The organism is Rhodococcus sp. NPDC077669 (assembly GCF_040686915.1).
GTDB lineage: Bacteria > Actinomycetota > Actinomycetes > Mycobacteriales > Mycobacteriaceae > Rhodococcoides > Rhodococcoides fascians.
Genome location: NZ_JBFBMD010000005.1, coordinates 317,003 through 343,059, shown reverse-complemented (window position 1 = coordinate 343,059; position 26,057 = coordinate 317,003). Strand labels below are relative to the sequence as shown.

Annotated in this window: 26 protein-coding genes; 5 read left to right on the top strand and 21 right to left on the bottom strand. The window is 65.1% G+C overall.

The window, feature by feature from the left end; translation table 11 throughout:
* Position 1: 1 nt before the first annotated feature.
* Positions 2-481, bottom strand: coding sequence for a ribonuclease E activity regulator RraA (gene rraA, locus AB0P23_RS09415; RefSeq protein ID WP_027494882.1), 480 nt, complete (start codon positions 479-481; stop codon positions 2-4).
* Positions 482-505: 24 nt separating this feature from the next.
* Positions 506-889, bottom strand: coding sequence for a DUF5313 family protein (locus AB0P23_RS09410; RefSeq protein ID WP_032366711.1), 384 nt, complete (start codon positions 887-889; stop codon positions 506-508).
* Between the two features lie 115 nt (positions 890-1,004).
* Between AB0P23_RS09410 and AB0P23_RS09405 the strand changes: the two genes are divergently transcribed.
* A complete protein-coding gene (locus AB0P23_RS09405) occupies positions 1,005-2,036 on the top strand; it encodes an amidohydrolase family protein (protein ID WP_230593538.1) in 1,032 nt (343 codons plus the stop codon).
* 192 nt (positions 2,037-2,228) lie between these two features.
* On the opposite strand, the gene AB0P23_RS09400 is transcribed toward AB0P23_RS09405, so the two are convergent.
* Both AB0P23_RS09400 and AB0P23_RS09395 read right to left on the bottom strand, forming a co-directional pair.
* On the bottom strand, positions 2,229-2,981 hold the full coding sequence (locus tag AB0P23_RS09400) for a MerR family transcriptional regulator (RefSeq protein ID WP_032374299.1): 753 nt from the start codon (positions 2,979-2,981) through the stop codon (positions 2,229-2,231).
* 110 nt (positions 2,982-3,091) lie between these two features.
* The gene (locus AB0P23_RS09395; protein WP_032374209.1) at positions 3,092-4,297 is read right to left on the bottom strand and encodes a lipase family protein; all 1,206 of its coding nucleotides are present in this window, start codon (positions 4,295-4,297) and stop codon (positions 3,092-3,094) included.
* Between the two features lie 156 nt (positions 4,298-4,453).
* On the opposite strand from AB0P23_RS09395, the gene AB0P23_RS09390 reads away from it, so the two are divergent.
* Positions 4,454-6,007: a succinic semialdehyde dehydrogenase gene (locus AB0P23_RS09390; protein ID WP_027494877.1), complete on the top strand. Its 1,554-nt coding sequence runs from the start codon at positions 4,454-4,456 to the stop codon at positions 6,005-6,007.
* Positions 6,008-6,082: 75 nt separating this feature from the next.
* Here AB0P23_RS09390 and AB0P23_RS09385 read toward each other — a convergent pair whose 3' ends face one another.
* The 3 genes from AB0P23_RS09385 to AB0P23_RS09375 all read right to left on the bottom strand — a co-directional run bounded on the left by AB0P23_RS09385 (position 6,083) and on the right by AB0P23_RS09375 (position 9,183).
* Entirely contained in the window at positions 6,083-8,143 is a 2,061-nt protein-coding gene (locus AB0P23_RS09385) for an MDR family MFS transporter (protein WP_032401093.1), read from the bottom strand.
* Between the two features lie 3 nt (positions 8,144-8,146).
* A complete protein-coding gene (locus tag AB0P23_RS09380; RefSeq protein ID WP_032366715.1) occupies positions 8,147-8,632 on the bottom strand; it encodes a MarR family transcriptional regulator in 486 nt (161 codons plus the stop codon).
* A gap of 137 nt (positions 8,633-8,769) precedes the next feature.
* Positions 8,770-9,183, bottom strand: a complete 414-nt coding sequence (locus AB0P23_RS09375; protein ID WP_027494874.1) for a hypothetical protein — start codon at positions 9,181-9,183, stop codon at positions 8,770-8,772.
* 266 nt (positions 9,184-9,449) lie between these two features.
* Between AB0P23_RS09375 and AB0P23_RS09370 the strand changes: the two genes are divergently transcribed.
* Positions 9,450-10,346, top strand: coding sequence for a hypothetical protein (locus AB0P23_RS09370; protein WP_155288750.1), 897 nt, complete (start codon positions 9,450-9,452; stop codon positions 10,344-10,346).
* Positions 10,347-10,376: 30 nt separating this feature from the next.
* Here the strand turns inward: AB0P23_RS09370 and AB0P23_RS09365 are convergent, their stop codons facing one another.
* Positions 10,377-11,774: a plasmid pRiA4b ORF-3 family protein gene (locus AB0P23_RS09365; protein ID WP_283348117.1), complete on the bottom strand. Its 1,398-nt coding sequence runs from the start codon at positions 11,772-11,774 to the stop codon at positions 10,377-10,379.
* Between AB0P23_RS09365 and AB0P23_RS09360 the strand changes: the two genes are divergently transcribed.
* Positions 11,737-12,087 (top strand): VOC family protein, encoded by a 351-nt coding sequence (locus tag AB0P23_RS09360; RefSeq protein ID WP_032401148.1) that lies wholly within the window; start codon positions 11,737-11,739, stop codon positions 12,085-12,087. The two genes, AB0P23_RS09365 and AB0P23_RS09360, sit on opposite strands and share 38 nt — an antisense overlap.
* A 2-nt stretch (positions 12,088-12,089) precedes the next feature.
* On the opposite strand, the gene AB0P23_RS09355 is transcribed toward AB0P23_RS09360, so the two are convergent.
* From AB0P23_RS09355 to AB0P23_RS09315, 9 genes are all read right to left on the bottom strand, one after another.
* Complete coding sequence (locus AB0P23_RS09355; RefSeq protein ID WP_052061669.1) at positions 12,090-13,205, bottom strand: TDT family transporter; 1,116 nt, start codon at positions 13,203-13,205, stop codon at positions 12,090-12,092.
* Positions 13,206-13,273: 68 nt separating this feature from the next.
* A complete protein-coding gene (locus AB0P23_RS09350) occupies positions 13,274-14,182 on the bottom strand; it encodes a LysR family transcriptional regulator (RefSeq protein WP_032401096.1) in 909 nt (302 codons plus the stop codon).
* A 24-nt stretch (positions 14,183-14,206) separates the two neighbouring features.
* On the bottom strand, positions 14,207-15,082 hold the full coding sequence (locus AB0P23_RS09345) for a GIY-YIG nuclease family protein (protein WP_204879137.1): 876 nt from the start codon (positions 15,080-15,082) through the stop codon (positions 14,207-14,209).
* Entirely contained in the window at positions 15,051-16,241 is a 1,191-nt protein-coding gene (locus tag AB0P23_RS09340) for a DNA cytosine methyltransferase (RefSeq protein WP_230593539.1), read from the bottom strand. The genes AB0P23_RS09345 and AB0P23_RS09340 overlap by 32 nt, the downstream gene beginning before the upstream one ends.
* A gap of 68 nt (positions 16,242-16,309) precedes the next feature.
* Positions 16,310-17,254: a CopD family protein gene (locus AB0P23_RS09335; protein ID WP_032381960.1), complete on the bottom strand. Its 945-nt coding sequence runs from the start codon at positions 17,252-17,254 to the stop codon at positions 16,310-16,312.
* A 16-nt stretch (positions 17,255-17,270) separates the two neighbouring features.
* On the bottom strand, positions 17,271-17,792 hold the full coding sequence (locus AB0P23_RS09330; RefSeq protein WP_080736573.1) for a copper resistance CopC family protein: 522 nt from the start codon (positions 17,790-17,792) through the stop codon (positions 17,271-17,273).
* Between the two features lie 74 nt (positions 17,793-17,866).
* Entirely contained in the window at positions 17,867-18,529 is a 663-nt protein-coding gene (locus tag AB0P23_RS09325) for a YcnI family protein (RefSeq protein WP_032401097.1), read from the bottom strand.
* 50 nt (positions 18,530-18,579) lie between these two features.
* Entirely contained in the window at positions 18,580-19,113 is a 534-nt protein-coding gene (locus AB0P23_RS09320; protein WP_032401098.1) for a hypothetical protein, read from the bottom strand.
* Between the two features lie 16 nt (positions 19,114-19,129).
* A complete protein-coding gene (locus AB0P23_RS09315) occupies positions 19,130-19,780 on the bottom strand; it encodes a DUF6474 family protein (protein ID WP_027494864.1) in 651 nt (216 codons plus the stop codon).
* A gap of 183 nt (positions 19,781-19,963) precedes the next feature.
* On the opposite strand from AB0P23_RS09315, the gene AB0P23_RS09310 reads away from it, so the two are divergent.
* Positions 19,964-21,532, top strand: coding sequence for a TM0106 family RecB-like putative nuclease (locus AB0P23_RS09310; RefSeq protein ID WP_363797338.1), 1,569 nt, complete (start codon positions 19,964-19,966; stop codon positions 21,530-21,532).
* 40 nt (positions 21,533-21,572) lie between these two features.
* On the opposite strand, the gene AB0P23_RS09305 is transcribed toward AB0P23_RS09310, so the two are convergent.
* From AB0P23_RS09305 to AB0P23_RS09290, 4 genes are all read right to left on the bottom strand, one after another.
* Entirely contained in the window at positions 21,573-22,340 is a 768-nt protein-coding gene (locus AB0P23_RS09305; protein ID WP_027494862.1) for an SDR family NAD(P)-dependent oxidoreductase, read from the bottom strand.
* Positions 22,341-22,963: 623 nt separating this feature from the next.
* The gene (locus AB0P23_RS09300; protein WP_052061651.1) at positions 22,964-23,980 is read right to left on the bottom strand and encodes a hypothetical protein; all 1,017 of its coding nucleotides are present in this window, start codon (positions 23,978-23,980) and stop codon (positions 22,964-22,966) included.
* Positions 23,977-25,161, bottom strand: coding sequence for an ATP-binding protein (locus tag AB0P23_RS09295; RefSeq protein WP_230593540.1), 1,185 nt, complete (start codon positions 25,159-25,161; stop codon positions 23,977-23,979). Before AB0P23_RS09295 ends, AB0P23_RS09300 begins: the two co-directional genes overlap by 4 nt.
* A gap of 30 nt (positions 25,162-25,191) precedes the next feature.
* Positions 25,192-25,899 (bottom strand): TMEM165/GDT1 family protein, encoded by a 708-nt coding sequence (locus tag AB0P23_RS09290; protein WP_032388118.1) that lies wholly within the window; start codon positions 25,897-25,899, stop codon positions 25,192-25,194.
* Between the last annotated feature and the right edge of the window lie 158 nt (positions 25,900-26,057).

The following is a 26,057-nucleotide window of genomic DNA, read 5'->3' as shown; positions in this document are numbered from 1 at the left end:
ATCAGACCGCGACCACTCCATCGTGATCGCTGTAGACGATCTCGCCGGGGGTGAAGGTGACGCCGCCGAAGGTCACCGGCACGTTCTTCTCGCCTGATCCCGTCTGCGTGCTCTTGCGTGGGTTCGTCCCCAATGCCTTGACGCCGATGTCGAGGGTGCGCAGAATCGCCGAGTCCCGCACAGCGCCGTTGACGATGACGCCTGCCCAGCCGTTGTCGACACCCCGCCCGGCGATGATGTCGCCGACGAGCGCGGTGTGGATGCTGGCGTCGCCGTCGACCACGAGAACGCCGCCGTTGCCGGGCTCGCTCAACGTCTGCTTGACCAGCAAGTTGTCCTGGAAGCAGCGGATGGTGGTGATGGGTCCGGCGAACTCGGTGTGCTTGCCGAACTGGATGAACTGGGTGTCGCAGCTGCGGATGTCGGGACCGATCTCGTCGGCCAGATCAGCGGTTGCTTTGAATTCCACAGGTGAAGTCATGCGCAGAAGACTAACGTCCGATCGTCAGCCGCGGCCGTGACGTCGCTCGTAGTCGTCCCGGGTGCGGTCGACACGGCTCTGCGCCTTGGCGTTGATCAACTGGGGATCGAGGCCGTGAATGAGTAATCGGTGCCGCCGATAGACGTTCATCAGCGCTATCGCGAAGTACACCAGCGGAATGAACAGCAACGCCATCATCGCCAGCGACATCCACAGTGGGCCGGGAATCAGCAGGAACAGCAGCAGCAACGGGATGACGGGAACCGTGAATCGAGCCAGGTAGCGCACCTGGGCCCCGTTGCCGACGAGGTCGTTTCGGACCCAATCCTGCATCGACGGGGGCAGGACCCGACCGAACGAGTACCCCAAAAATTGCGCAGGACTGGGCTTCGTACGTTCGGTCGTCATCGCGCCATGTTAGTCCTACATCAGTTGGTACAAGTCACCGTTGACTGCAGATAATCTCATATGTGACGATAGCGTCAGTTCGGACCGGGTGGTGTCGACGACAAGGACGTAGATCGTGATCGACCGCAGAACCTTGCTCGGCGCGCTCGGTGCAGCCACGCTCTCGGGCGTCGCCCTGTCCGCAGCGACCGCGTCGGCGTCACCGACGCCTGCCGCCGGGGGAGTAGTGGACGTGCACTCGCACATGGTCCCCGACTTCTACCTGCGGGAAGCGCTCGCGTCCGGCATCGTCTTTCCCGACGGCATGCCGAAGTGGCCGTCCTGGTCGGTGACCGAGCATCTGCAGATGATGGACCGGTGTGGGATCGACAGGGCGATCCTGTCCGTGTCGAGCCCTGGGGTGCACTTCGGCAACGACGGCCAGGCTTCCGATCTGGCCCGACGGGTCAATGACTTCGGAGTCGGAGTTGTCCAGGGCCAGCCACGCCTCGGATTCTTTGCGTCGCTGCCCCTTCCGAACGTCGTCGACTCGACGGTCGAGGCCATTCGGGCTCTCGATCAGCTCGGTGCCGACGGGGTCACCGTGATGTCGAACGCCGGCGGCATGTATCTGGGCAACGCGGTGCTGACGCCACTGCTCACCGCGCTCGATGCGCGTTCGGCGGTGGTCTTCGTGCATCCCACCTCGCCGCCGAACGCAGCTGCGGTAGCGCTCGGTAGGCCCGCTCCGATGGTCGAATTCCTCTTCGACACAGCGCGAACCGTCATCGACTTGATTCTGCTGGGCGTGGTCGATCGGTTCCCTCACATCCGCTGGGTGTTCACTCACGGCGGTGGAGTACTGCCGCTGTTGGCAGATCGGGTCGACTTCTTCCGGACGCAGGTCGGTCTCGGTACCCCGTCGACGCCGAATGTACTGCAGCGCTTGTGGTTCGACCTCGCCGGTACGCCGGTTCCGCGGCAGCTGCCGGCGTTGCTCTCGACGGTCGGACCCGATCGTCTGGTCTACGGCAGCGACTACTGCTTCACCCCGATCGGCGCGGTGCAGGAGCAGCTGCGCTCGCTCGACGCGGGAGCCGCGGACGGTGGACTGGAGAACTGGCGCGCCGTCACATCCGGCAATGCCCGCAGTTTGTTGAGTGTTTGATGCGTACGGGAGTTCGATGGAAGCGCAAGCACTACAACCATTCTCAGAGCACTGGGATTGGCAGATGAATGCCGCCTGCCGCTCGCGTCAACCCTGACGAGCAGCGTTCGCCCGGACATCTACGCCCCGGTTCGGAATCCGCACCCCCTGCAGGAGGCGCGGATTCCGAAAAGGGGTGCGGATCGAGACGAGTCAGCTCTGACGAGCGGCGTTCGCGACGATGACGTCACGGAGATACTGCGCCAAACCGTCGGCGATAGCGTTGTAGTGCTTGGCAAATCGCTCGTCGGCGATGTACATTTCCGCCAGGTTCACCTGCATCTCGTAACCGCAGTCGTAGTACCGCTCGATCGACGCGCGATGACGTTCGGCCAATTCCCCGGCTTCGTCGGAATCCGGCGACACACCCCGCTGCATCGCGGCAGCGAGATCGGCTTCCAGGAGGTCCGTCTCTTCCTTGACGGCCTTCCAATCGTCCTTGGTGAACGACGCCGTCCGCTGCTGAGACTGCTTCCACTCGTCGGTTTCGCCCCAGCGCTGCTCGGCCTCCTCGGCGTATTCCTCGCCGGGCCAGTTGTCGCCGAAGATCTCTCGCTGCTCCTCGGGAGTCAATTGCATACCCATCTTCTTCGCCTCCATCATCTTGTCCACGGCCGCAGCCATTGCGTGCAAGTGATCGATCCGCTCGCCGAGCAGGTCGCGCTGCCGCCGCAGATGCGCCATCGCGTCGACGGCCGGGTCGTCGAGCAACGCTGCAATGACCTCGAGCGGGAACCCGAGCTCGCGGTAGGTCAATACCTGATGCAGCCGTTCGACATCGGCCGATGAATACGTCCGATAGCCCTTGGGAGTTCTCCCCGACGGCACCACCAACGCGATCTCGTCGTAGTGATGCAGCGTTCTGACGCTGACACCCACCAACTTCGAGACCGCGCCGACCTGCATGCCGACCTGGACGTCAACCGAACTGTTCGCGGACGAATCACTCACGAAGGACACTGTGCTGCCTCCCGTGGCGTGAGGGTCAAGACGAAAAAACGATTCGTTATGGACCTCTAGCGAATCACACGTTCGCAACCCGAGGTCGGCACACCGGCCAGGCGTTGCGCCAACCAATCGTAGGCACCGGGACGGCCGTTGGTCTGGGCCAGTGAATGGTCGCCGGGCACCTCTTCCAGATGTACCGACGCTCCTGCTGCACACCACTGATCCTGCACGGCCTCGGCACCTTCTTTGGGAATGAGGAAGTCCTGCAGGCCCTGGTAGATGTACACCGGCGCGTCCGGCTTCGTCTGGCCCATGCGGTTTTCCTCGACGACGGCCGTGGTGATCGTATGCGCGAAGACGTCCGGGACGTTGGAGAGATTTCGCTGGTCCAACAGCAGTAGTCCGCTGTAGGACAACACATCCACGCATTGATCCTTCTGTGCCAGCGCCAGTCGCTTGCCGTTGTCGTTGGCGAGCTGCCGCATCTCCGGGTACTCCCGGGACAGTCCGATCGTCGCCGCAGTGAACAAGCCCGACCCGATCTGACCGTTCAACGACGTCTGCAGAATCTTGTAATCGGTGGGCGGACCGCCGAACGCGACTCCGGCGATGTTCAGCTCGGGTGCGTACTCGGGTGCCAACTGCGCCGCCCAGCCCGAGGCGATCGCACCGCCGGAATATCCGGTGATGCCGATGGGTGCATCCGCGCTCACGCCTGCAGTCCGGGAGGCGCGCAGACCGTCGAGCACGGTGTGCCCCGACACGAGACCGGCCGAATACGCCTGACGCGGCCCCTGATAATCGGTCATCACCACGGTGTAACCGCGGCCGAGCAGGATCCGGACCTGATCGATCTCTTTGTTGTTGCCCCGCGGGAGGGTGTACGACGGCGCGCACGTGTTGCCGAGTGAATCCGTCGCCTCGTTGTATGCGATGACGGGGCGATCTCCACCACCGGTCCACGGCGCGGTGGGAGTCAGCACCGTCGTCGCCGCTGCGATGGGACGATTCTTCGAATCGGTGGAGCGGAAGAGTAATTGGACGGACGAGGCCTCGGGCGTCACCGCGACATCGCGTCGAGCGAGGACAGTGCCGGGCACGAGATTCTCGTATCCCGCCGGCGGATCGAACCACGGATCGCCGAGCGACGAGGGGAGATACGCAGCCGGATCGCTCGGCGGAGCAATGAAATCTTGGACCGGATCTGCCTGCGCAGACCCCGCGAATGCCACCATCAGTGCTGCTGCTCCGGCCAGAACTAGTGCCTTGCGCATGGATTCCCCACCCTGTTGCTTCCGAACGCCCCGACGTCGGAGTAGACCACCGCCCATCGTGCCACAGGGCCAGGGAACATCGGCCCTGTGAACTGAGCCGAAGACCAGGTAGGTTGTCTGTTACTCCGAACACTACTCATCAGTAGGGATGCAAAAATGCCTGCTCCGTCCACTGCGACCTTTTCCCGGCTCGCTGATCTCATCGCCATTCCCGACGCGGACTCGCGTCCCACCAAGACGATCACCGAGGTGTTCACCGGTAAGGAGCTGGCGACCATTCCGGTCGGTACGGCTGCAGATGCCCTGGCTGCGATCGCGCGCGTCCGTACCGCTCAGGCGGCCTGGGCCAAGCGTCCGGTCTCCGAGCGCGCAGAGATCTTCCACCGCTACCGCGACCTGGTGCTCGCGCACCGCGACGAGCTCATGGACATGGCGCAGGCCGAGACTGGCAAGTCCCGCGCCGCCGCCCTCGAGGAAGTCCTCGACATCTCGATGACCTCGCGGCACTACGCACGCACGGCCGCCAAACTGCTGGCCCCGAAGAAGGTCACCGGCATGCTTCCCGTGCTGACCAAGACTCGCGTTCGGTACCAGCCCAAGGGCGTCGTCGGAATCATCTCGCCGTGGAACTACCCGATGACCCTCGCGGTGTCCGACGCCATTCCGGCGCTGCTGGCCGGTAACGGCGTCGTGCTCAAGCCCGACAGCCAGACGCCGTACTGCGCGTTGGCCTGCGTCGAGCTGCTCTACAAGGCCGGTCTGCCCCGCGACCTGTTCGCCGTGGTCCCCGGCCCCGGCTCGGTGGTGGGCACCGCAATCGTCGAGAACACCGAATACGTCATGTTCACCGGCTCCACGGCCACCGGTCAGCTCCTGGCCGAGCAGGCGGGGCGTCGACTCATCGGTTTCTCCGCCGAGCTCGGCGGCAAGAACGCCATGATCGTCGCGAAGGGCGCGAACCTGCGGGAAGTATCCGACGCGGCAGTGCGCGCCTGCTTCTCCAACTCCGGTCAGCTCTGCATCTCCATCGAGCGCATCTACGTCGAGAAGTCGATCGCCGCCGAGTTCACCGAGAAGTTCGGCCAGCGGGTACGCAACATGACCGTGGGTGCCGATTACGAGTTCGGCATCGAAATGGGCAGCCTCATCTCCGAGGACCAGATCAAGACGGTCTCGGCGCACGTCGACGACGCCAAGGTCAAGGGCGCGACCGTCGTCGCGGGCGGCAAGGCGCGTCCCGACATCGGCCCGCTGTTCTACGAGCCGACGTTGCTGACGAACGTCACCGAGGACATGGAGTGCGCGGCGACCGAGACCTTCGGGCCGCTGGTGTCGATCTACCCCGTCGCCGACGTCGACGAGGCCATTGCGAAGGCCAACGACACCGACTACGGATTGAACGCGAGCGTCTGGGCCAAGACGAAGGCGCAGGGCGAGGCCATTGCGGCACGTCTGCATGCGGGCACGGTGAACGTCGACGAGGGTTACGCGCCGACGTGGGGCACCACCGGTGCGCCGATGGGCGGAATGGGCGTCTCCGGCATGGGCCGTAGGCACGGAAACGAGGGACTGCTCAAGTACACCGAGCCGCAGACCATCGCGACGACCCGCCTGCTCAATCTCGGTGGACCGCGCGGACTTCCGCCGAAGCTGTGGGCAAAGATCATGCCTCCCTTCGTCAAAGCGCTGAAGTACATACCCGGCCGGTAGTAGTCGGTAGACGGACGAGAAAAGGCCCCGCACTCCCTTTCGGGTGTGCGGGGCCTTTCGCTGTTCTGTGTCGGATCAGTTGACGCTGTGGCCGTTCAGTCCGGCGTTCGCGTAGTGATTGTGGCTGTCGGGAATGTGGTTGTCTCCCAACACCCGAGCCACCTGCTGCTCGCTGAGTCCGAGTCGACGAAGTCGCTCGCACACTGCATCGAAGTCGAGCATCTTGGCGTCGAGCTCCTGTTGCAGCTCGATCACCTCGGCGCGAATGGCCTCGGCCTCGTCGAGAGCGGTCAACGTGTCCTCGGGCTGGGGCAGCAGCAGCGTGAGCAGTCGATCACGGGCATCGGTGCTCAGTCCATCGAAGGGACGCTGACCCGGCTGAGCCTCGTGGCGACCTTCGTTGCGACGCTCGAAGCGACGTTCGTTGCCGTACTGCGCTCCGACGTAATCCTGAGTCGCCCCGAAGGACGGGATCTCGGCGAGCTGTTCGCGACGTTCGGGCTGTGCCTGAGCGTCAGCGTCGAGATCGTTCCGGTCCAGATCGGTCTTGTCCAGATCGGCAACGGGTCCCTGCGCCGGTGCCGACGCGATGTCGATCGTCTTGCGCAGCGGGCGATTCGGAATGAAGACCACTGCGATGAGCGTGACGATCGCAACGAAGCCGGCGATCATGAAGATGCGTCCGGTCGCGTCGCCGTATGCGGTGCGGATGACGCTGACGATCGGAGCAGGCAGTGCCGTGAGGTCGAGCGATCCGCCGCCTCCGGCCGAACCGTCCACACCGAGCTGCGCCAGACCGGCTGCCGACTTCTCGGCGACACGGGTTGCCAGCAGCGAACCGAGAACCGAGACGCCGATCGCTCCGCCGAAGGTACGGAAGAAGGCAACCGTCGACGATGCTGCACCGACGTTCTGCACACTGACCGTGTTCTGCACTGCGAGAACGAGATTCTGCATCAGCATGCCGGTACCGAGACCGACGATGGTGATGAAGATGCCGACCGTCACCAGGCTGGTGGCGTGGTCGATGGTGCCCAGCAGCAGGAATCCGATGACCAGCAAGATGGAGCCGGTGACGATGAACGGCTTCCACTGACCGAACTTGGTGATCAGCTGACCGGAGCCCACGGAGGCGACGAGCATGCCGAACACCAGTGGGATGGAGAGCAATCCAGCTTCGGTGGGGGTGTAGCCGCGAGCAGTCTGGAAGTACTGGCCGAGGAACGTGGTGGCTCCGAAGAGGCCGACGCCGACCGCGATGGACGCGATGATGGCCAGGCCGGTGGTGCGCTCGGTGACGATCTTGAGCGGGATGATCGGCGACTTGTGTCGAGCCTCGACGATGATCGTCAGGACGAGCAGCGCAACTCCGCCGCCGACGAGGTACGCGGTCTCACGAGAGATCCAGGCGTAGTAGTCGGCCTTGCCTGCGAACGAAACCCACACGAGGAGAACGGACACGCCTGCGGTCAGCAGAAGTGCGCCGAGCCAGTCGATGGAGACGTTGTCCTTGCGGACGGTCTTGATGTGCAGCGTCTTCTGCAGCAGGCCGAGGGCGATGACAGCCAACGGGACGCAGACGAAGAAGCACCAGCGCCACCCGAGGGGGCTGTCGACGATGACGCCGCCGAGGATGGGGCCACCGGACATCGATACGGCCATGACGGCACCGGTGTAACCGGAATAGCGGCCACGATCACGCGGGGAGACGATGGTTCCGATGATGGCGATGACGAGTGCCGTCAGGCCACCCATGCCGATGCCCTGCACCACACGTGCGGCGAGCAGCACCGGAACGTTGTGCGCGAAGCCGGCGATGAGCGAGCCCGCGACGAAGATCAGAATCGAGCTCTGGACCAGGACCTTCTTGTTGAACAGGTCGGCGAGCTTGCCCCAGATGGGCGTCGACGCGGCGTTGGCCAACAGGGCGGTGGTGATGACCCAGGCGTACGCGGTCTGCGAACCCTTCAGGTCACCGATGATGGTCGGCAATGCGGTCGAGACGATGGTGGTGCTCAGCAGCGCGGTGAACAGCGCGGCCAGCAGACCGGTGAGGGCTTCGAGGATCTGGCGATGCGTCATCGCATCGGGATCGGCGACTGCCTGATTCGGCGGATTCTCCGCGGATGTTGTCATTGGTTATCTCGCAATCAATTCAATGCGGGCCACGTCCTGGTGCTGGGCGTGGGCGTCTTCGGTGAACGTGTCGTTGAGCTTGCGGATGGAATCGAGGGCATCGAGAGCCTCGGTTTCGCTCCACTCGCTCAACATCTCTGCCAGGCGACGAGCTCGCCTGTCCCAAATCTGTTTCAGTCGAGCTTGGCCTTCGTCCGACACGCAGACCCGGGACGCTCTTCTGTCGTCCGGATCGGGGTGCCGATCGATGTAGCCGAGTTCGACGAGGTCCGCGATCTGCCGGCTGAGGGCGGACTGGCTGACGCAGAGCCTGCTGGCGAGGTCGGTCTGTCTGCATTCACCCTCTGTCGCGAGGATGGCCAGAACTCCGGTCAGCGCCTGCGGCAACGGTGAATCCTCGACTCCGGTGGTCACGGCCCGCTTCAGCGTGCGCCCGAAGAGGAAAACCTCTTCGACGAGCGATTCCGCTGTCGTGGATTGAACTGCCATGAGTACTCCAACGCTGAGTTCGATTTACTTGCTGTCTGCAACCATATATATACATATATGCGCTAAGCAAACAATATTCCTGTCTGGTGGGTCACAGCGTCGATGTGGGGATGGCCAGATCCTTCGGGCCGGTGACGCTAGTGCGGATAGAAGAAGGATCGCCGCACGGACAGGCCGACCGTCTCGCCCACCTCGGGCCGCGGCCCGCGCGTCGAGCAGCGGAAGTCGACGTCGTCGCAGTGCACCAGGACGTCGCTCGCATCGCGGCCGAACAATGACGACGTGACGGTGCCACTGACCTCACCAGTGTCGTCCGCAGATCCGGGCACGATGTCGATGTCGGTCGGCAGGATTGCGAGCGTCCCGGGTCCGGAGCCCTCCGCCTCGAGTGTGAGGGAGCCCGAAGTGAAGGTGCCGTCTGCGACAACGCCGTCGACGAGGGTGGCGTCGGACAGGAAACGCGCGACGAACGCCGATGTCGGAGCGCGCACCACGTCCTCGGGTGAGCCGATCTGCTCGATGCCTCGAAGATCCTCGGCATTGCGGGTCATCAGCCGCCTTCGCTCGCTTGTCGTACCCCTCGTCTACTCTCTCGACCACACACATCCGGGGGGACATCATGAGCAACCGCAGATCGCGTAGCAGAAAGACCAGTCGCGAGGCCCACAGTCAGGTTCAGCGTGAAAGGGAACCTCTATTTTGGCCGAGCGCGCTTCTTCACTTCTCCGATTGGCTGATCGAGAATGCTTGGGTCGCAGATCAGTTGACGGCTTTTGCGACAGCAATGACAGTCGATCGGTCGGTCCGCGAGCGGAACGTGAGCGTGTACGGCGCAGATTTTCCGATCGACATGTTCTGTCTCGATGATCACGAGTACTTGGACCTCGATGACTATGAGCGGTCGCCATGGGAGCGCGACGAGATACGTCGCGCCATCGATCTGTTCGGCACGTTCGTCGTCGCCGAACGGTTGTCGCCATCTCAGAACGAAGAGATCTCGAGAGAGATCGGGTTCCCGTCTGCATTCGCGTCGGTGCCCAGTTCTCCGATATCGCCGGGGCGCTCGAGCCCACTGAGTACACCGATAATGGTCTCACTCCTGCAACGGTTGGCATCGTGGGCTGCGACCGAGCGCCGCGCGCCATCGGCCCGAATCGACTACTGGGACGACTCGGCCGAGATCGTTGCCGCGCTCGGGATTCCGGGTTTCGACAGCATCCCTGAACAACCTGACTTCATGGCAATGGTGAACTATCGATCGGTGTTGGATACCGCCCGTAGGGTCGGGGTTCTCGAGCACGCGGGCCAGACTTACACCCGCGGACCCGAAGCCGGAGCTTGGGTGGTGTCTCCAAGTGCGGACCGAACTCGCGCCGCCGTGGTCGAGGCGTACGCATCCTGCTTGACGCCTGTGTACGACTCCGGCGATGATTCCGTGCAGTCCGAGCTCGTGGCAGGCTCGACGTTGGCGACCACCGTGCTCGTGCGCAGCCTCGTCGGTGATCCGGTAGGGGAATCCGACGGTGTCGTCCTGGGAAAGATGTCCGACAGCAAGGTGATTCAGACCGTCGCGACACTCCGGTTCATGTCGATGTTCGACCTCGGATTGCTCGTCAAGGTGAACGACAAGTTCTGCGTACCTGACCTTCTGGCGCCCCTGCTGCTCGAGGCGCTCGATCGAGATCGTCTGCGGCGCGCAGGGCGCGCAGCATGACCTGACGAGCGGCCGGTAGCACCTTCTGGTTCACGAGCCGAGTGCATGTACGGCAAAAGTGCGTCCCCAATCCGGTACGGCCCCGTCGCGACCCAAAGTCGACGGCACAGCGCCGATCAGAGTGAGGAAGTCGAAGGTCGGTCGAGCGAGGTACTGGGCGTAGCGTCTTTCGCTTTCGGGGATTCGCCACCCGATGGTCTCGAGGCTTCGTAGGATCAGCGAATTGCGTTCGGTCGCAAAGCAACCCCCTGCAACCGAAACCAGCAGCAGCAGGCCTGCATCCTTCTCGTACTGCTCGCGGCCGAAGGGCATCCGAGCCGCGGCGTGCGACCACAGTCGGAGCGGGTCGGTGGCCAGGGTGTTGCCCAACCGGGTGCGAAGTAGCCGTCCCTTCAGCACGCGAACCAGCCCGAGTTGCGTCACTGCAGCCCGAAGCCAGTGCACCTGCTGATGGTCCACCTCGCGGTTGGAGCTTCCGAACCATTCGGCACCCCACTCGAGCTCTGCACGCATCGCAGCGACGTCTTTGGGTGGGAGATAGCCCGCAGCAGTCAGCGTGATTCCGTCTGCGCCCACCCGCGCCAGCATCCATGTCAGCTTTTCCATTGCCGATGCCGCCGCTACGGGGTCCAGCTGTGCCACATCGAAATCGACGCGTGCGAGGACATCGGGCAGATCGGGGTGATACTCGAGGGGCCCGCGTTCGAGAAGCGAGCCGAGTTTGGGTAGGCGCTCCCGCACGCGTCCGGCCAACTCCGTCACCGCGCGCCGCAACGCGATTCTGTTGTTCGCGTCGGCCACCGCGAAGCGTTCCTCGAAGCTGCCCGCCCACTGCTTCATATGGTTGTGCTCAGGATGATCGGTATCAGCCAGAACCTTCAACAGTTCGTCGTAGCCCGACGTGCCACCGCAGTCCTCGGGTGGGCAGGCGCGGGCGCCGTCGAGGCAGGCTGCAGTACCGGCAACGGGCGATATTTCTTCGACGACCAGGTGGTGTGTCCATCCGTCACCGAAGTCGTACTCGTACCCGAGACGATCCCCGACGGCACCGAGGACTTCGTCCACTCGAACGCCGTCCTCGAGCGTCCCGGCGCCGTCGTCCCACTCTTCGAGCGCGGACTTCATCTCGTAGCGTCGACTGGTTCGATAGGGATCGTCGCCGACGAAGAACATGTGCAGGTGTCGGTCTTCCCAGCCCATGACATCTTGGATGACGTCGTGTAGCTCGGGCAGTGTGGCGTCGGAATTGATGGTGAACCGCCGCCACACCGCTGGTTCGATGTCGGCCAGAGTCACCTTGATCGTCAGCATCGAAACATCGTCCCCCATGTGCGAGATGCCTGTCGAGAACGTCCCCGCGGGGACGCTTTCGGCGCGATACAGTCCGACGATGGACGTTGTGCGCGCGATGCCCCTGCTCACGGTCACCGATCTCGATGCTGCTCTGGACGCGTATGTCCAGGTCACCGGCATGGAGGTGGTGATGAACCACGGTTGGATCGCCACACTTGCGTCACCGGGGGACAGCACCGCGCAACTGAGTCTGATCACCGTCGACCCCACCGGCCCGGTGAATCCGTCGGCGTCTCTCGAAGTGGACGACGTCGACGCGGCCTACCGCGCCGCGGTGGATGCGAATCTCGAAATCGCGTACGAGATCACCAACGAGGAGTGGGGCGTGCGCCGATTCTTCTTCCGAGACGCAGGCGGCAACGTGGTGAACGTACTCGCGCACATGTGAGATCAGCTGGGCTGCAGCAGGTTTCCTCGCCACACGCCTCGGAGGGTTCGAGCAGCGACAGTGATCCAGGCCGTCACGAGTACGACGTACAGCAGTACGGCAAGGGCACGGGCCGCGCCGAAATCGAGGGCATTGCCCAGTGCGGTCGCTCCGGTGACGCAGGTGCCGATGGGGAAAGTGAACGACCACCACGTCAGTGAGAAGCTCATCTTCCTCCGCGCCGCATGGACGGTCAGCGCAGTGGCCAGTGCGAACATCAGCGCGCCGAATCCGCCCATGATCAGTCCGTAGCCGATCCCGACGACGTGCAGCCCGACGGCGATCGACGACTGCGCACCGGTGAACACCGTCGCTGCATCGTTGCCCAGCAGATTGGCCGCCGTGACCGACTGGCCGACAAACCCGAGCGTGATCCAGACCGTCGGAGCCGCGTCGACGGACGGCAGACCGCCGTGCAGCAGGCGTCCGTAGATCAGAGTCAACGTGAGCATTCCGACGATCAGCGACAGCCCGAACATCGCGTAGCACGCGCACAGCAGCGCCAACCGCCACTGGCCGTCGGGCAGGTGAGGGAGCAGCAACGCGCCGGTCGACGCGGACACCATCGGCGGGACGACGGGCATCAGCCACGCGGGCAGTGCCGTGACCTGCTCCCGGTGAGCGGATGTGATCATTCGGAAGGGGACGGCGACGCTGGTGAGCAGGCCGGTGACCGTGCCGGCGACCCACAGGACTGCGAACAGTGCGGTCGCCGCCGTGGGACCGATGAGGTCTCCGCCGAGCAGGCCGGCCCCGGCACCGACGGTGAGCAAGGCCATGGGCGGTGCGCCGTAGAACTGCATCATCACCGGGTGCTGCGCGTAGTCGACTGCGCGTGCGCGGTAACCGGTCCAGTGCCGCACGAAGGCTGCGCCGATCACTACGAGTGCTGCGGCAGCGAGTACCCATACGACGACGGCGAAGACGTGCAACGCAGGAAGGTCGACGGGCAGTGTGGCGGCCGCGGTGGCGACGATGCCGGTTCCCATGACGGCGGCGAACCAGTTGGGGGTGATGTGCTCGACGGTCCGCCTGCGCGACAGCCGGGGTGCATACGAGACGGACTCGAGGACGGTCATGACCTCACTGTGCGCGACGCGGCCCACGTCCGGTAGACAGCAATTCGCTAGCCAGCCATAACCGAAGCTTATGGCTGGATGGACGTCGCGACCGTCAGAAGTTCTGCGGCCGGGCCGCTGGGCTCACGGCCCGATCGCCAGATGGCGCGCAAGTCTCTGTGCAGGGACAGATCGGGGAGCGGCACTCCGATCAGACTGCCCGCCGCCAGCTCCGTCGCGACGGCCAGTGAACTGAGGACGGCACCGCCGATCCCAGCCGCGACAGCGGACTTGATGGCCGTCGTCGACGACACTTCCAGCAGAGGAGTTGTCGGCGGGCCGAGACCGGCTGCAGCAACGGCACTCTCGTACACGGACCTGGTTCCCGACCCGGCCTCGCGGGTGACCAACGCCGTCTCGACCACCTCCTCGGTCGACGGTGCAGAGTGCGCCCACGGATGCCCGGGTGCCACGACGAGAACCAGTTCGTCGGTTGCGACGGTGCGGTACGTGAGTTCGGCCTGGACACTGGGGTTTTCGATGAACCCCAGGTCTGCGTCTCCGGCGAGCACCGTCGCGGCGACCACCGCCGAATTGCCCGAGCTCAGCGTGGGCACGATCTGGGGCAGTTTTGTATGCAGCGTGACGAGCCATCGCGGTAGAAGGTACTCGGCGACAGTCTGACTGGCCGCGATCTGCAGGTGGCCGATGCGCTCGGCGTGCAGCGTGGCGATCGCCGTCGCCAAGTCCTCGGCCGACCGGACGACCGGCGCTGCCCAACTCGCGACGAGCTCGCCGAACTCGGTCAGCACCGTTCCGCGTGCGCCCCGCTTCAACAACGGCGCTCCGACGCGGCGCTCCAGCGCGCGAATGCGAGAACTTGCCGCGGGCTGCGACATGCCGTGGGCGTGTCCGGCACGGCCGATGCTGCCGAGCTCTGCCACCGACAGCAACAGATCGATGCTGGTGAGATCGGCAACGTGAGGGGGAAGCGGCACAGGTCGAGCCTACGGCGACGGGAGTCAGTAGTCGCTGAACAGGTCCAGCTCGGCGTCGGGCTCGGGTAGGTCCTCTGGGTCTCCGGGGTCGTCTGGATCCTCGGGATCGCTACGTTCGTGCAGCACCGAACCCACCAGGGCGGTGACGTCGATGGCCGCGGGATCGGGAATGGGGTGACCCTCGACAAAGGCGAGTCGCTCCGCAGACAAATACGCCAGACGCACCGCCTGCACCACCAGGACGCGTCGCAGACCCTCGGACACCTCACCGCGCTCGCGAGTGACCGCAGCCAATCGGGAGATGGTCTCCGCGCGTCGCGCGATCCGAATGTCGGGGTGCCCGCGCTCGATTCGGGTCTGTTCGGAGATCAGCGAGCGCCGCAGTGACGCAGGCAGAGTGACGGGCTCGGAGACCGGCGGGATCTTCTCGTTCAGGATCGCCTTGTGGCGCGACCTGTCGATGGCCTCGAGGTACGCCGTGTACTCGTGGGCGTTCAAATCTCGTTCGGCTGCGCGGAATTGTTCTGCGCCGTCGGACTTCTTGAGGTCCTCGTACTGCCAGAGCGGCCAGATCTCGATCTCCGCGACCTCGAACACGTCCAGCACTCGCATCGCGACGGCGTCGGTCCGCTGATTGGTCAGATGCCGCTGTACCCGAACGCTGAGCTTCTCCTTGGTCTGCCCCACGTAGATCGGCTCGCCGTCGTAGTCGTAGAACGCATACACGCCCCACTTGGCCGCCGACCAGACGCGCCCTCGATCGTCTTTCTCGCTCAGCACTTCTCGCAGTGCAGCTCGAAATGACTGCACATCGTCCGCAGGCAGACTGCTCTTGCGCGGCGCGACCGCCGACGCCCGCAGCGAGGACTTACCGTGACTGGACATGCGCAGCAGTCGCATTCGGCGCGATGGAACCGAGTGTCCCGTTCACCAGGGGCATCAGGTAGTGCTCCGCCAGCCACGCGACCACCGGAACGCACACCGCATCACCGAAACCGAAGAGCGCCTGGTTGTTCCGCAGACCGCCGAGCGTGTAGTCGCCGGCTCCCATCAAGCGGGCGTACTCGAGAGGCGTCATCCAGCGCACCTGCAACCGGCCGTGGCCGATCTTGACCACCGCCTGCTTCGACGACCCACCGCGTGCAGTACGCAGGCAGCCGGAGATGTCGTCGGGGCGGGCCTCCCACACCGCGACGCCGTTGCGGGTACGACGGTAGGCGGTGCGGTAACTGACCTTGCGTGCCTTCTTCAGGATCTCGATGCGCTGCAACTGAATCGGAGACAACGAGCGTACGAACGCCTCGGTGCGGTCTGCATCCCACCAGCGCTCGTCGCGATAATCCATCCGCTCGACCTGATCGCCGAGACCACTGGTCAACGGGATCGGCGGGCTGGGCAGCGGAGCCCGATGCGTCGACAGCGTCGAATCGCCGTAGACCGCCTGCAACCAATCCGGACGCAGTTCACTGTTGGGATCGCGGGCATCCTCCGGCGGATGTTGCGCACCGATCAGGAACAGACGAGGACGGGACTGCGGGACGAACCGTCGAGCATCGATGGTGAGGACGTCCACCGAATAACCGAGTTCGTTGAGCTCACGGACCGCAGCCGCCAGATCGTCGCCCCCATGACTGGTGGCCAGACCGACGACGTTCTCCAGCGCTACTACCTCGGGACGGCCGTCACCCATTTCGTCCAGCACCCGAGTGAAGTGCCGAAATGTCGAGGAGTTCTTACCGGCGAGACCGGCCCGGCCCCCGGCCAGAGACAAATCCGTGCACGGAAACGACGCCCATGCCAACGACAGACCGTCCGGCAGATCGTCGCCGCGCGTGCCGGCAACATCCCCGAGCTGAAAATGGGCCGCGTCGTCACCGAAGTGTTGGCGATACATGTGGTGCTTGTCGCGCTCGATGTCGTTGGCCCAGCACACCTCGAAACCGGCCTGCTCCAAGCCCATTCGCACCAAACCAATACCTGCGAAGAACTCGGCGACCGTGGGAATCCGATCGCGCGCGGACACCGAGGAACCACCCGGCACCACAGTCAACTTCGGCATGCACTCAGGCTAGTACAGAGCCCCGACAGACTCGCTTGTCTGGTCATTCCGCTGGCTGCACTCCGGCCTCAGGCCGTGGTCGCCAACGCCGCCGCCAGTCCGAACGCCACCGTCAGCAGACAGACATGGGCGGCAGCTCGTCCCACCGAGTAGTCCGCCGTGGAGCGGTGCGCAGTGGCGGTCGGCAACCACGTGCGGCGGATCCGAGATGCCAGGGCCACCAGGATCACGGTCATCACGACTTTGGCGAGAACGATTCGGCCGTAACCAGTCTCGATCGCAGCCGCCGGGCTCTCCAACTTCAGTACCGCGTCGAATACGCCCGTCAGGGTCACCCCGACGACGCACCACAGCGCGATCCGGGAGTAGGCCGGTAAAAGCGTCGCCCAGGCTGTCTTGGTCCGCAGACTCAGCGCCATCGCGCCGAGCACACCGAGCCACACCGAGGCGCACACCACATGCACGGCAACGGCAATGGACCCGAATGCGAATTGCGACATGTGTCCGGTGATCGGTCGCGCGACCAGGGCCAGCGCCGCCAGCGTGACCACGGGAACCGGGGACCAGGATGCGTCTCGTCGATATCCGAGTACGCCCATGGCGCACAGAACGAGCGCGAGGAGCACCGTCGTCGCGCCGAGTCGACCGACGGAGATCGACGCGACGAAGGCCGCAAATGCACTCGGCGACAGCGCCGTCACTGCTCGGCCCTCGGCCTCGGCTGCGGCCGCTGCCAACAGGACGAACTCGGCCACCGCCCACAGACCCGACAGGAACCCGATCGACCGCCACATCACCAGCGAGTCGAGGGCGGGGCGTCGAGATGCGGAATTACCGTCCAGGACAGCGAGAATTCCGAACCCCAACACCACCGAACCCGACGCGACAGCGATGACGCGGAGCCACGACGACCCGCTGGGAAAGGTGGGGTACGCCAGCGCGAACGCTGCCGCGACCCCCACCACCGCCGAGGCTGCGGCGGCGAGCACGAGCCGAACGCTCCTCTCGCTCACCGCAGCCACGTCGGATCTACTTCTCGCTCTTCGGCTTACGCTGGTCTTCTGGCTTGCGCTGGTCTTTCGGCTTGCGCTGGTCTTTTGGCTTACGCAGTGCGAATGCCAATGCTCCGCCGAAGGCGAGGACCGCAACCACGACCAGCACGATGGGACCGTAGCCGCCGAGGAACCCGTCCTCGGACTCTTCCGAGGTACCCGACGCATCGGCCGGTGCCCCGGGTGTTCCGGACCCTTCCTGCGTCAGCGTGAACGTGGCCGTGCCGCTCACCGGATGACCGTCGGCCGAGGTGATCCGGTAGGCGAGGGTGTACTCGCCGGCAGGGCCCAGATCACCGACATCGACGACCACGCTCTGGCCCTCGATGCGAGCATCGCCCTTCGACCAGATGTTGCCGTCGGGGCCGACGACGTTGAGCGTGGCGAACTGCGACTGCGGCACCTCGTTGAAAGTCACCGATGCCGTCGCCGGAGATGCGTCGAGCGAGGAGCCGTCGGCCGGGCTGTACCCGGTGACCTGCGAATGTGCCGAGGCCATCGGAGCCGCGACCAGCAGTGCCAGCAAGGCCACCGCCGATACGACCACCGCTTTGGCGGACACGGTCAGCGCCCTCACGAGCGTCGGCTCCGTACGGTTGCACCGATTCCGAGGCCGGCACCGACGGCACCGAGAACGAGCCCGGCACCGGCAATCCAACGGGCGGTGGTGTCCGAGGAGGACGTGGACGTCTGCTCGGCTGCGTCCGTCGTCTCGGCGTGGGCTCCGCCGTGCGCGTCACCGCTCGATGCTGCGAGGGTCAGTGTGGGAGCGGGCAATTCGGGCTCGCTGCCGTCCTCGGTCATCGGCTCGTTCCACTGCACGACCTCACCGTCGGTGTAGGTCTGGGTGGCCGGGAACGACACGGTCTCCTGCTCGGGCAGTGGCCCCGCCGAGAGCAGGAACTGCTGGAACTGGCCCGGACCGACCTCGGCACCGGGATTCGCCGTCCACGTCACCGACACGGCGAGATCGGCAGAGTCCTTCTCGACGGTGGACGTCCACCCCGGAATGGGCTGGGTGCGAGCAGAATTGAGGCCGGGCAAGGTGACCTTGACCGAGTTGGTCGATGCGGTATCGGACTCGGTGGGGACGCGGAACGTCAGGACCGAGTAGCCGCCCTGCGCGGCGTCGGGCGCGGAGACGACCACATGGGCGGAGGCTGCGCCTGCGCCGATCAGCAGTGCGCCGACGGTGGCACCGGATACGAACAAGGCACGCGAAATGGAACTCTTCATGATTGTTGGGTCATTTCTGTACGAAGGTGAAAGGGGATGTCGGATCAGAGTTACGAGCTGACCGACATCGGGGGCCCACGACGAGAAATGGCCCAGTCCAGGGCAATACCGTGCGCCGACGGCATCGCGACGGAGAACCGGACGCGACCGACAGCAGAACCGTCGGGCAGGGGAGTGAGGAGCGCGAGAACGGCACGAACGATCGATGTGATCGGGCCGTAGAGACGTTCGGCTGCGGCGATCAACAGCGCGGCGACCAGCGACGCGGCCGCGTGAAAGCCGATCATCGCGACGCTGGGCAGCAGCGAATGGCTGTGTGACGAGCCCGACATGCCGGCCATGTCGCTCAGGCTCAGTGCGGTATGAGCGAGGAGTTGGCCACCCATCAGGGCGGGCAACAGAACGGTCGAGCGACGCGGAACGGCAGTCATGGCACCCACGCCGAGGCTGACCACGATCAGCAGAGCCAATCCCGATCCGCTGAGATAGCCGCCGCCCGCCATTCCGTGCGCAGCCACCGCCAGCGCGGCGGTGACCGTACCGACAGCTCCGCCGCGAAGCGGTGCAGCAGAGCCGTCGGTCATCGGATGGTCGGTGAGATCAGCGCACGCCGAGGCGAGCGAGCACGTCCGCTTCGATGCCGTCGAGCTCAGCGGAAATGGCGGCGTGGGCAGTCTTGCGGCGTGCCGGCGGCATCTGCTCGGCGGCGCGCACAGCGGTGGTCAGATCGTCGAGACGCTCGCTGATCGCGGCACCGAAACTCTTGGTCTCCGGATCCGAATGACGCGAGCCGATGGTGCTCAGCGACTTCTCGGCGCCGGCGATCCGGGCGCTGAGCTTGCCGCCGTGGCCCGAGTACTCGCTCAGCTGATCGGGTGCGACACCCAGCTGCTGCGCCTTGCGGTTGTCGAGCTGCCCGCGAACGACGGTGGCAGCGCGGTAGGCGATCGGAGCCAGCACCGGCAGCAGAAGCCGAGCAATACCGAGATACTTACGAATCTGAGCCACGTTCAGCGTGCCGGCCGCAGCCGCCTTCTGCTGCGCCCGCAACGCCGAGACCTGCGCCTTCTCGACATTTTTCTGCGACTTCGCCTCCACCGCGCTGAGCTTGCGCTGCGCCTTGGCGATCGACTTCAGCTGCTTGCGCTCGTTCTTCGCGCCGAGCTTCGCCTCGAGAGTGGCCTTGTGCTTGAGGGCCTTCGCCTCCGCCTTGCGAGTGGCACGACCTTTGCGCTTACGGAACAGACCCATCGACAAGGCTCCTGACATGTGCTGCTAGGCGGTAACGGTGCGTTCCACACAGCCTAATGGGTCATTCCGCAGGCTCCACTCCCGCCTGATAGGCAGCTGTTCTTCTTCGGCTGTCGGAGGGCTCACCTAATGTCTAGCGGTGTGAACGGTCAACGAGATGCGGCAGCGTCGCACGCACCTGTGCTGCTCGACGCCGGATCGTTGACGCGATGTCGGCACCGGCTCTATCTCGACACCGCCTACGGGGCGCTACTGCGCGGTGAACCCGAAAATCCCGGGGTGCGGCAACGCCGAGAGGCGGCCCAGGCGCATCGCGAGAACATTCGCGCGCAGTTGGCAGCGGCCGACCCCATGCAGTGGACCGAGATCGACGAGCCCACGGCCCGTGCCGCGGCCGATGCGACCATCGCGGCCTGCCGCGCAGGCGTCGAACGTATCTGGAATGCAGTTCTGCCACTCGAACGCGATACCGGCCGCCGCGGACGCAGCGAGCTTCTCGTGCGTGACGCGTCGGGCGGCTACATTCCGGTGATCGTCGTCAATCACAAGGTGACCGACCCCGGGCGCGGTGCGCGCACCACACCGCTCACGCACTGGGCTCCGGCCGTCGACGAGACCCGCAAGGTGCGCAGCCAGCTGCGCGATCAGCTCCGCCTCGCGCACCTGTACCGCATGCTCGCCCACGAGGGCTTGGCCACGGCTACCCCGGTCGGGGGCGCAGTGGGTTATCGCGGAGAGTGCGTGTTGGTACACGACCTGACTGCCGCGCTCGACGAATACGACATTCGCTTCGCGGACCGGCTTGCTGTCGCGAGCGGTGACGCGGTGACCGTTCCCTCGCAGATCAGCGAATGTCGTTCGTGTGCTTGGTGGTTCGACTGCAAGCCACAGTTGGTGGCGGCCCGCGACGTCTCTCTCGTCGCATCGGGATCCCGAGCGGACGTGCTGCGCAGCGCTGGAGTGCGGACGATCGACGAGCTGGCGCAATGGACCGGTCCGGCTCCCGAGGAGTGGCCCTTCGGCAACTTCGACGACGCGGTGTCCGCGGCGCTGGCTTGGCGTGCCGACGTGCCGCTGCTGCGTCGATCGGAGACCGTGACGGTCCACCGCGCCGACGTGGAGGTGGACGTCGACATGGAGAGCTATCAGGAGCACGGCGCGTACCTGTGGGGCACGCTCCTCACCGAGGCAGGCGGACCGCCGTCGGAGTATCGCGGCTTCGTCACGTGGGATCCGCTGCCCACCGTCGACGAGGGACGCTCGTTCGCGGTGTTCTGGAACTGGTTGATGGACACGCGGGCCGATGCCGCGGCTCGCGGCAAAACGTTTGCAGCGTATTGCTATTCGAGACAAGCCGAGGACAAATGGCTACTCGACTCGGCCCGACGCTTCGCCGACGTCCCCGGAGTGCCCACCGAGGCGCAGATACGCGAATTCATCGACAGCGAGCAGTGGGTGGATATCTATCAGGCCGTCAGTGACCAGTTCATCTGCCCGAACGGCAAGGGGCTGAAGAAGATTGCCCCGGTGGCTGGATTCTCTTGGCGCGACGAGGAAGCCGGCGGCGAGGCGTCGATGGGCTGGTACCGCGAGGCCGTCGGATACGACGCCGATCCCGATCACACCCAGCGAGAACGGCTACTCGTCTACAACGAGGACGATGTGCTCGCCACCAAAGTGTTGCGCGAGTGGATGTCCGACCGCGCCGAGCACGAGATCCCGACCGTGGCGGACCTGCGCGCTCGCGTGTGACCCCGCGCCCGAGAAGTCGGGGCCACACGCGAAAGGACTTCTAGCGCGGTGCCATCCGGATCGCGCCGTCCATGCGGATCGTCTCGCCGTTCAGGTAGTCGTGCTCGGCGATCATCTGCACCAGCTGGGCGTACTCGCTGGGCTGCGCGAGACGCGACGGGAAGGGCACGGACGCCTCGAGGCCCTGACGGTATTCCTCGGTGACACCGGCGAGCATCGGGGTGTCGACGATGCCGGGGGCGATGGTGTTCACGCGGATGCCGACCTGGGCCAGGTCACGGGCCGCGGTGATGGTCATCGCGTGCACGCCGCCCTTGGAGGCGGTGTAGGCGATCTGGCCGATCTGACCCTCGAATGCGGCGACCGATGCGGTGTTGATGACAACGCCGCGCTGGCCGGCGTCGTCGACGGTGGACTGCGACTGAATGCGGTTGGCGGCCAGCCGCATCACGTTGAACGTGCCGAGCAGGTTGATGGTGATGACCGTGCGGAACAGCTCGAGATCGTGCGGTCCCTTCTTGGACAGGATGCGACCCGCCCAGCCCACGCCTGCACAGTTGACGACGATGCGCAGCGGCACACCGGACTCGACGATGGTGTCCAGTGCGGCCTCGACCTCGGCCTCACTGGTGACGTCGGCGGGAATGAGGGTCACGCCGTCCGGGACACTGTCTCCGGCGCGCTCGATGGACTGCGGCAGATCGAGACCGAACACCGTGACGCCGGCGCCTGCCAGACGTGCTGCGGTTGCTGCTCCGAGGCCCGACGCGCCACCGGTGACGAGTGCTGCTGTTCCTGAAATCTCCACGTCGTACGATCCCCTTCGTTAGCGGTGTCGGGTCGCGGCACAGGCAGCGACCACGCTGTGTTCTGCACCATAACCGGCGGGGGACCTCACCCCACTCCCAGGCACCCCGCTCTCCCGCACCCGACTCTCCCGCACCGAGGGGTCGGTCGGCCTACCGCCCTTCGAGTGACGGTGATACTCCCTAAGAATTCGTGAGTCCATGCTCGTTGTCACTTCTGCGCTCGTCGTCACTTCTGCGGCGAAATGTACGAAGCCCGGTCAGGATTGCGGCCGCAGCAAACAAACAAGTAGCCACCCAGGACCAGATCGAAAACTCACCGTCCTGAGTTCGACTCACGGAAACAACGGCCCACAGCAGCGTCAGTGCCGACCAGAAGAAGACCCACCTTGTCCCGATCGGAACATTCATCGCCAACTCCTTGCATCCCGACGGGAGCCCGTGCCCCGTTGACACTGAATCGTGGTCGTTCCATCACATGCAGCCAACGTTATCGCCTCGGTCGGCTGCGACGGGCCGGACTCGACGAAACCGCATCCGGCCAGGAGTAGTAGGACGGCGGCCGATGAGGGTCGGCTCCGGCCCCACACCAGGCAGGACGGAACCTCACTCCTGTGCCCGCCGATCAGGGCAGAATGCGGCCGGAGTCGTCGTACTCGACTCGCTGGGCACCGTCACCGAAGTCGTCGAGCAGGATCGTCGCCGCGGCCGGTCGGCCCGGAGGCAGCAAGCGAACCGTCACCGATCCCGTCACGGCACCGTCCAGACTGCTCGACGCCCCCGCCGCGATGTCGTTGCGGACCTTCTCGCTCAGTGCCGTGGGGCTTCGGTCGTCGAGCATCGTGACCTCGACGCCACGGGCGCGAGCCGAGCGTGCCGCTCTGGCCAACTCGGGCAGTACGAGCCCGCGAGCCCGCAGGGTGTCGCGGAGCTCGGCTTCGAGGAGTCGGCACGCCAGGACTTCCTCGTCGGTGAGATCGGGGCCGTCCGCGATGCGCTGCAGGAGCGGGCGGGCGAGCGTATCGAGACTGGCCAGGCGGGCGTCACGTTCTTCGAGTACCGCCGCAGCGGCGGCCTGGGCGGCGATGCGGATGGTGGATTGTTCACGGAGCTCGAAGATCGCTGCACCGAGGGGTCGGATGGTGAAGGCGAAGAACGTCGCCATCAACAACGGAGCAATATTGATGGCACTGAACGACAACCCGAACAGTGCGCCTTGACCCGTCCAGGCTGCCCAACCGACGACGACAGACATGGTGAGCGCGAGTCCGAACCACGCGGCCGGCGTGCGGCCACGGACACACATGAACGTGTAGATCACGACGGACATACCCAGAGGCCAGGACTGCAGACTGCCGGTCAGCGGCACCGGCACCACGGCGAAGACGAACGACGCGGCCACCGGCCCCGACGCGGTGAGCAACGCCGTCGACCGTGGGCTCAGCGGATCCCCCGGCGCTCTGAGCAGCAGGATGACCGCGGCCGAGAACACCAGCACCGAGACGAACGGCGGCCACATCGCGGACATACCCTTCAGCGTCGCCGACGCACACACGGCGCACGCGAGGATGTAGAAGCCGGCGACGGCGTACGCGGCCCCCGACTTCATCGACAGCAGGTCGCGAACATCCTCGCCGTTCATCGCGCCCAGCTCAATCGCACAGTGGTTCCGCGGCGGGAGGTGTCGATCTCGGCCGAACCGCCGTCGAGCTGACGCATCCGCCCCTCGATGCTGACGGCGACGCCGAGTCGGTGCGGAGGCACCGAGCGTCGATCGAAGCCGATACCGTTGTCTCGCACGATGACTCGCAGTGCCGACGGGGCCAGCTCGACCGTCACCGATCTGGTCGACGCCTGAGCGTGAACGACGCTGTTGCGCAGTGCTTCTGCTAGTGCGCCCGCGATCGACCGGACCGCATCGGCAGGGTAGTTCGCAGGGGAATCGGCGGGGTCCTCGGCGACCCTGAAATCGATCGACTCGTCGACTGTCGATGCGGAGGCCCGCATCAGAGCGATCGTGTCGTCGACGGTGAAATCGTGTGTCGCAGTGTCGGTGTGCAGTCCGTCCAGATGGGCCAATGCCGAACGTGCTTGACGGGCCAGGCTGGCAGTGCGGCCCTGGCGAGCGACTGCCAGCAGCGATGACATGACCTCGTCGTGGATGAGGGCGTCGAACCGTTCCCGTTCGACTTCGCGTGCATTCGCCGCAGCCGCCCGTGCGGCATCGCCGTGGGTGGCGCTGATGGTGGCATCGAGAATGCGACCGGTACGCAGTGCGGCCAGAGTCGCCGCGACGAACACCGTGCAGAACATCAGCCCGAAGAATATTTCGGCGATGATGTTGCTGCGAGGAAACGGCTCTCGCACAGCTTGATTGATCAGTTGCACGATCACCACCGAGACGGCCGTGTGCACGAATGCCGGGATGGGTCGCCACACGGTCGCGGCCGCGAGTGAGGCCAGGCCGGGGAATGCGGACAGGAACATTCCGCTCCGATCGAAGGTGGTCCCGTCCCAGGCCACCCACCACAGCAGGGCCATGACCGGGAATGCCAACGCTGCGATCGAACCCGCAACCTGGCTGACCCTGATGCTCGGGTGAAAGGTGAAGGCTCCGAACGCGAGACCGGTACCGAACACGACGATCACGGCGGCCGGGGTCCACCACCCGGGGACGGTGACGCTGCTGCGTGCGATGTCGGGAACGAGCAGCAGTAGATATGCCGCGTAGCCGGTACCGACGAACCGGCCGAAGATCCTGATGAGCCGATCGGTCGAACGGTGTGCCGCGTCGCTACCCGTCGCCTGCAGGTTGTCGTTCATTCACCCCTCCGCGAGGAGTGTAAACCAAGGTCAGACGTCTTCGGTGGTGCTGCGCTTCTCCACTTCCTGCGGTGCGTCGCTGCGGGAGCGTCGGACGAACGCAGCGGCGACGACGAGGGCCGAGATCGCCACCACGACTGCGGCCGCCACGTACGGAGCCGACGTACCCGGCATCAGGCCCTCGAAGAACAGGACCGCGCCGAAGACGAAGAACAGAATGGCCGCACCGTACTGAATCATCCGTTCCGGCAAGTGCTTTCCGAGAACGGCACCCAGCACGATAGCGAGGGCGTCGGCGGCGACCATGCCCACCGTCGAGCCGATCCACACTCCGACCCAATCGTTGTCGGCGGCCAGAGTGACGGTGGCCAGCATCGTCTTGTCGCCCAGTTCGGCGAGGAAGAACGCGGACGCGATGGCCAGGAAGGCCGACTTGGTGACTCGCGACGCCTTGGCACCCTCGTCGTCGGACAGCGAATCTCCGCGCAGGGTCCACAGACCGAACACGACGAACGCGAGCCCGCCGACGATCGAGATGGCTTCGGTGGGGATGGACACACCGAGGAAATGGCCGACGGCGACCGAGACCAGATGCACGACGGTCGTGGCCACCGTGATGCCGCCGATGACGACGTACCACTTGTAGCGCAAGGCAAACGTCATGGCCATCAGCTGGGATTTGTCACCCAGCTCGGCCACGAAAATGACAGCGAAACTCAACAGTAGAGCGGACAGCACAGCAGACTCCTCGGTCGTCGAACGGACCGAAGGTCTCGCCCACCGGAAGTACCGGTTCAGGTGCCGGGTCGTGGAAAACGACCAGTATGTCGACACGTTGATTGGGGGCTACTCCCCTTCGCTGCAGACGACTTTAAGTGCCGTTTCTCCAATTGTCC

Excerpts from the sequence above, each read along its gene's own strand:
- AB0P23_RS09410 (WP_032366711.1), bottom strand. The coding sequence starts at position 889 with ATGACGACCGAACGTACGAAGCCCAGTCCTGCGCAATTTTTGGGGTAC.
- AB0P23_RS09395 (WP_032374209.1), bottom strand. The coding sequence starts at position 4,297 with ATGCGCAAGGCACTAGTTCTGGCCGGAGCAGCAGCACTGATGGTGGCA.
- AB0P23_RS09385 (WP_032401093.1), bottom strand. The coding sequence starts at position 8,143 with ATGACAACATCCGCGGAGAATCCGCCGAATCAGGCAGTCGCCGATCCC.
- AB0P23_RS09355 (WP_052061669.1), bottom strand. The coding sequence starts at position 13,205 with ATGACCGTCCTCGAGTCCGTCTCGTATGCACCCCGGCTGTCGCGCAGG.
- AB0P23_RS09340 (WP_230593539.1), bottom strand. The coding sequence starts at position 16,241 with ATGCCGAAGTTGACTGTGGTGCCGGGTGGTTCCTCGGTGTCCGCGCGC.
- AB0P23_RS09330 (WP_080736573.1), bottom strand. The coding sequence starts at position 17,792 with ATGGCCTCGGCACATTCGCAGGTCACCGGGTACAGCCCGGCCGACGGC.
- AB0P23_RS09325 (WP_032401097.1), bottom strand. The coding sequence starts at position 18,529 with ATGAAGAGTTCCATTTCGCGTGCCTTGTTCGTATCCGGTGCCACCGTC.
- AB0P23_RS09400 (WP_032374299.1), bottom strand. The coding sequence starts at position 2,981 with ATGCAGGTCGGCGCGGTCTCGAAGTTGGTGGGTGTCAGCGTCAGAACG.
- AB0P23_RS09360 (WP_032401148.1), top strand. The coding sequence starts at position 11,737 with ATGGACGTTGTGCGCGCGATGCCCCTGCTCACGGTCACCGATCTCGAT.
- AB0P23_RS09380 (WP_032366715.1), bottom strand. The coding sequence starts at position 8,632 with ATGGCAGTTCAATCCACGACAGCGGAATCGCTCGTCGAAGAGGTTTTC.
- AB0P23_RS09315 (WP_027494864.1), bottom strand. The coding sequence starts at position 19,780 with ATGGGTCTGTTCCGTAAGCGCAAAGGTCGTGCCACTCGCAAGGCGGAG.
- AB0P23_RS09375 (WP_027494874.1), bottom strand. The coding sequence starts at position 9,183 with ATGACCCGCAATGCCGAGGATCTTCGAGGCATCGAGCAGATCGGCTCA.
- AB0P23_RS09345 (WP_204879137.1), bottom strand. The coding sequence starts at position 15,082 with ATGCGACTGCTGCGCATGTCCAGTCACGGTAAGTCCTCGCTGCGGGCG.
- AB0P23_RS09295 (WP_230593540.1), bottom strand. The coding sequence starts at position 25,161 with ATGAACGACAACCTGCAGGCGACGGGTAGCGACGCGGCACACCGTTCG.
- AB0P23_RS09390 (WP_027494877.1), top strand. The coding sequence starts at position 4,454 with ATGCCTGCTCCGTCCACTGCGACCTTTTCCCGGCTCGCTGATCTCATC.
- rraA (WP_027494882.1), bottom strand. The coding sequence starts at position 481 with ATGACTTCACCTGTGGAATTCAAAGCAACCGCTGATCTGGCCGACGAG.
- AB0P23_RS09320 (WP_032401098.1), bottom strand. The coding sequence starts at position 19,113 with ATGACCGACGGCTCTGCTGCACCGCTTCGCGGCGGAGCTGTCGGTACG.
- AB0P23_RS09300 (WP_052061651.1), bottom strand. The coding sequence starts at position 23,980 with ATGAACGGCGAGGATGTTCGCGACCTGCTGTCGATGAAGTCGGGGGCC.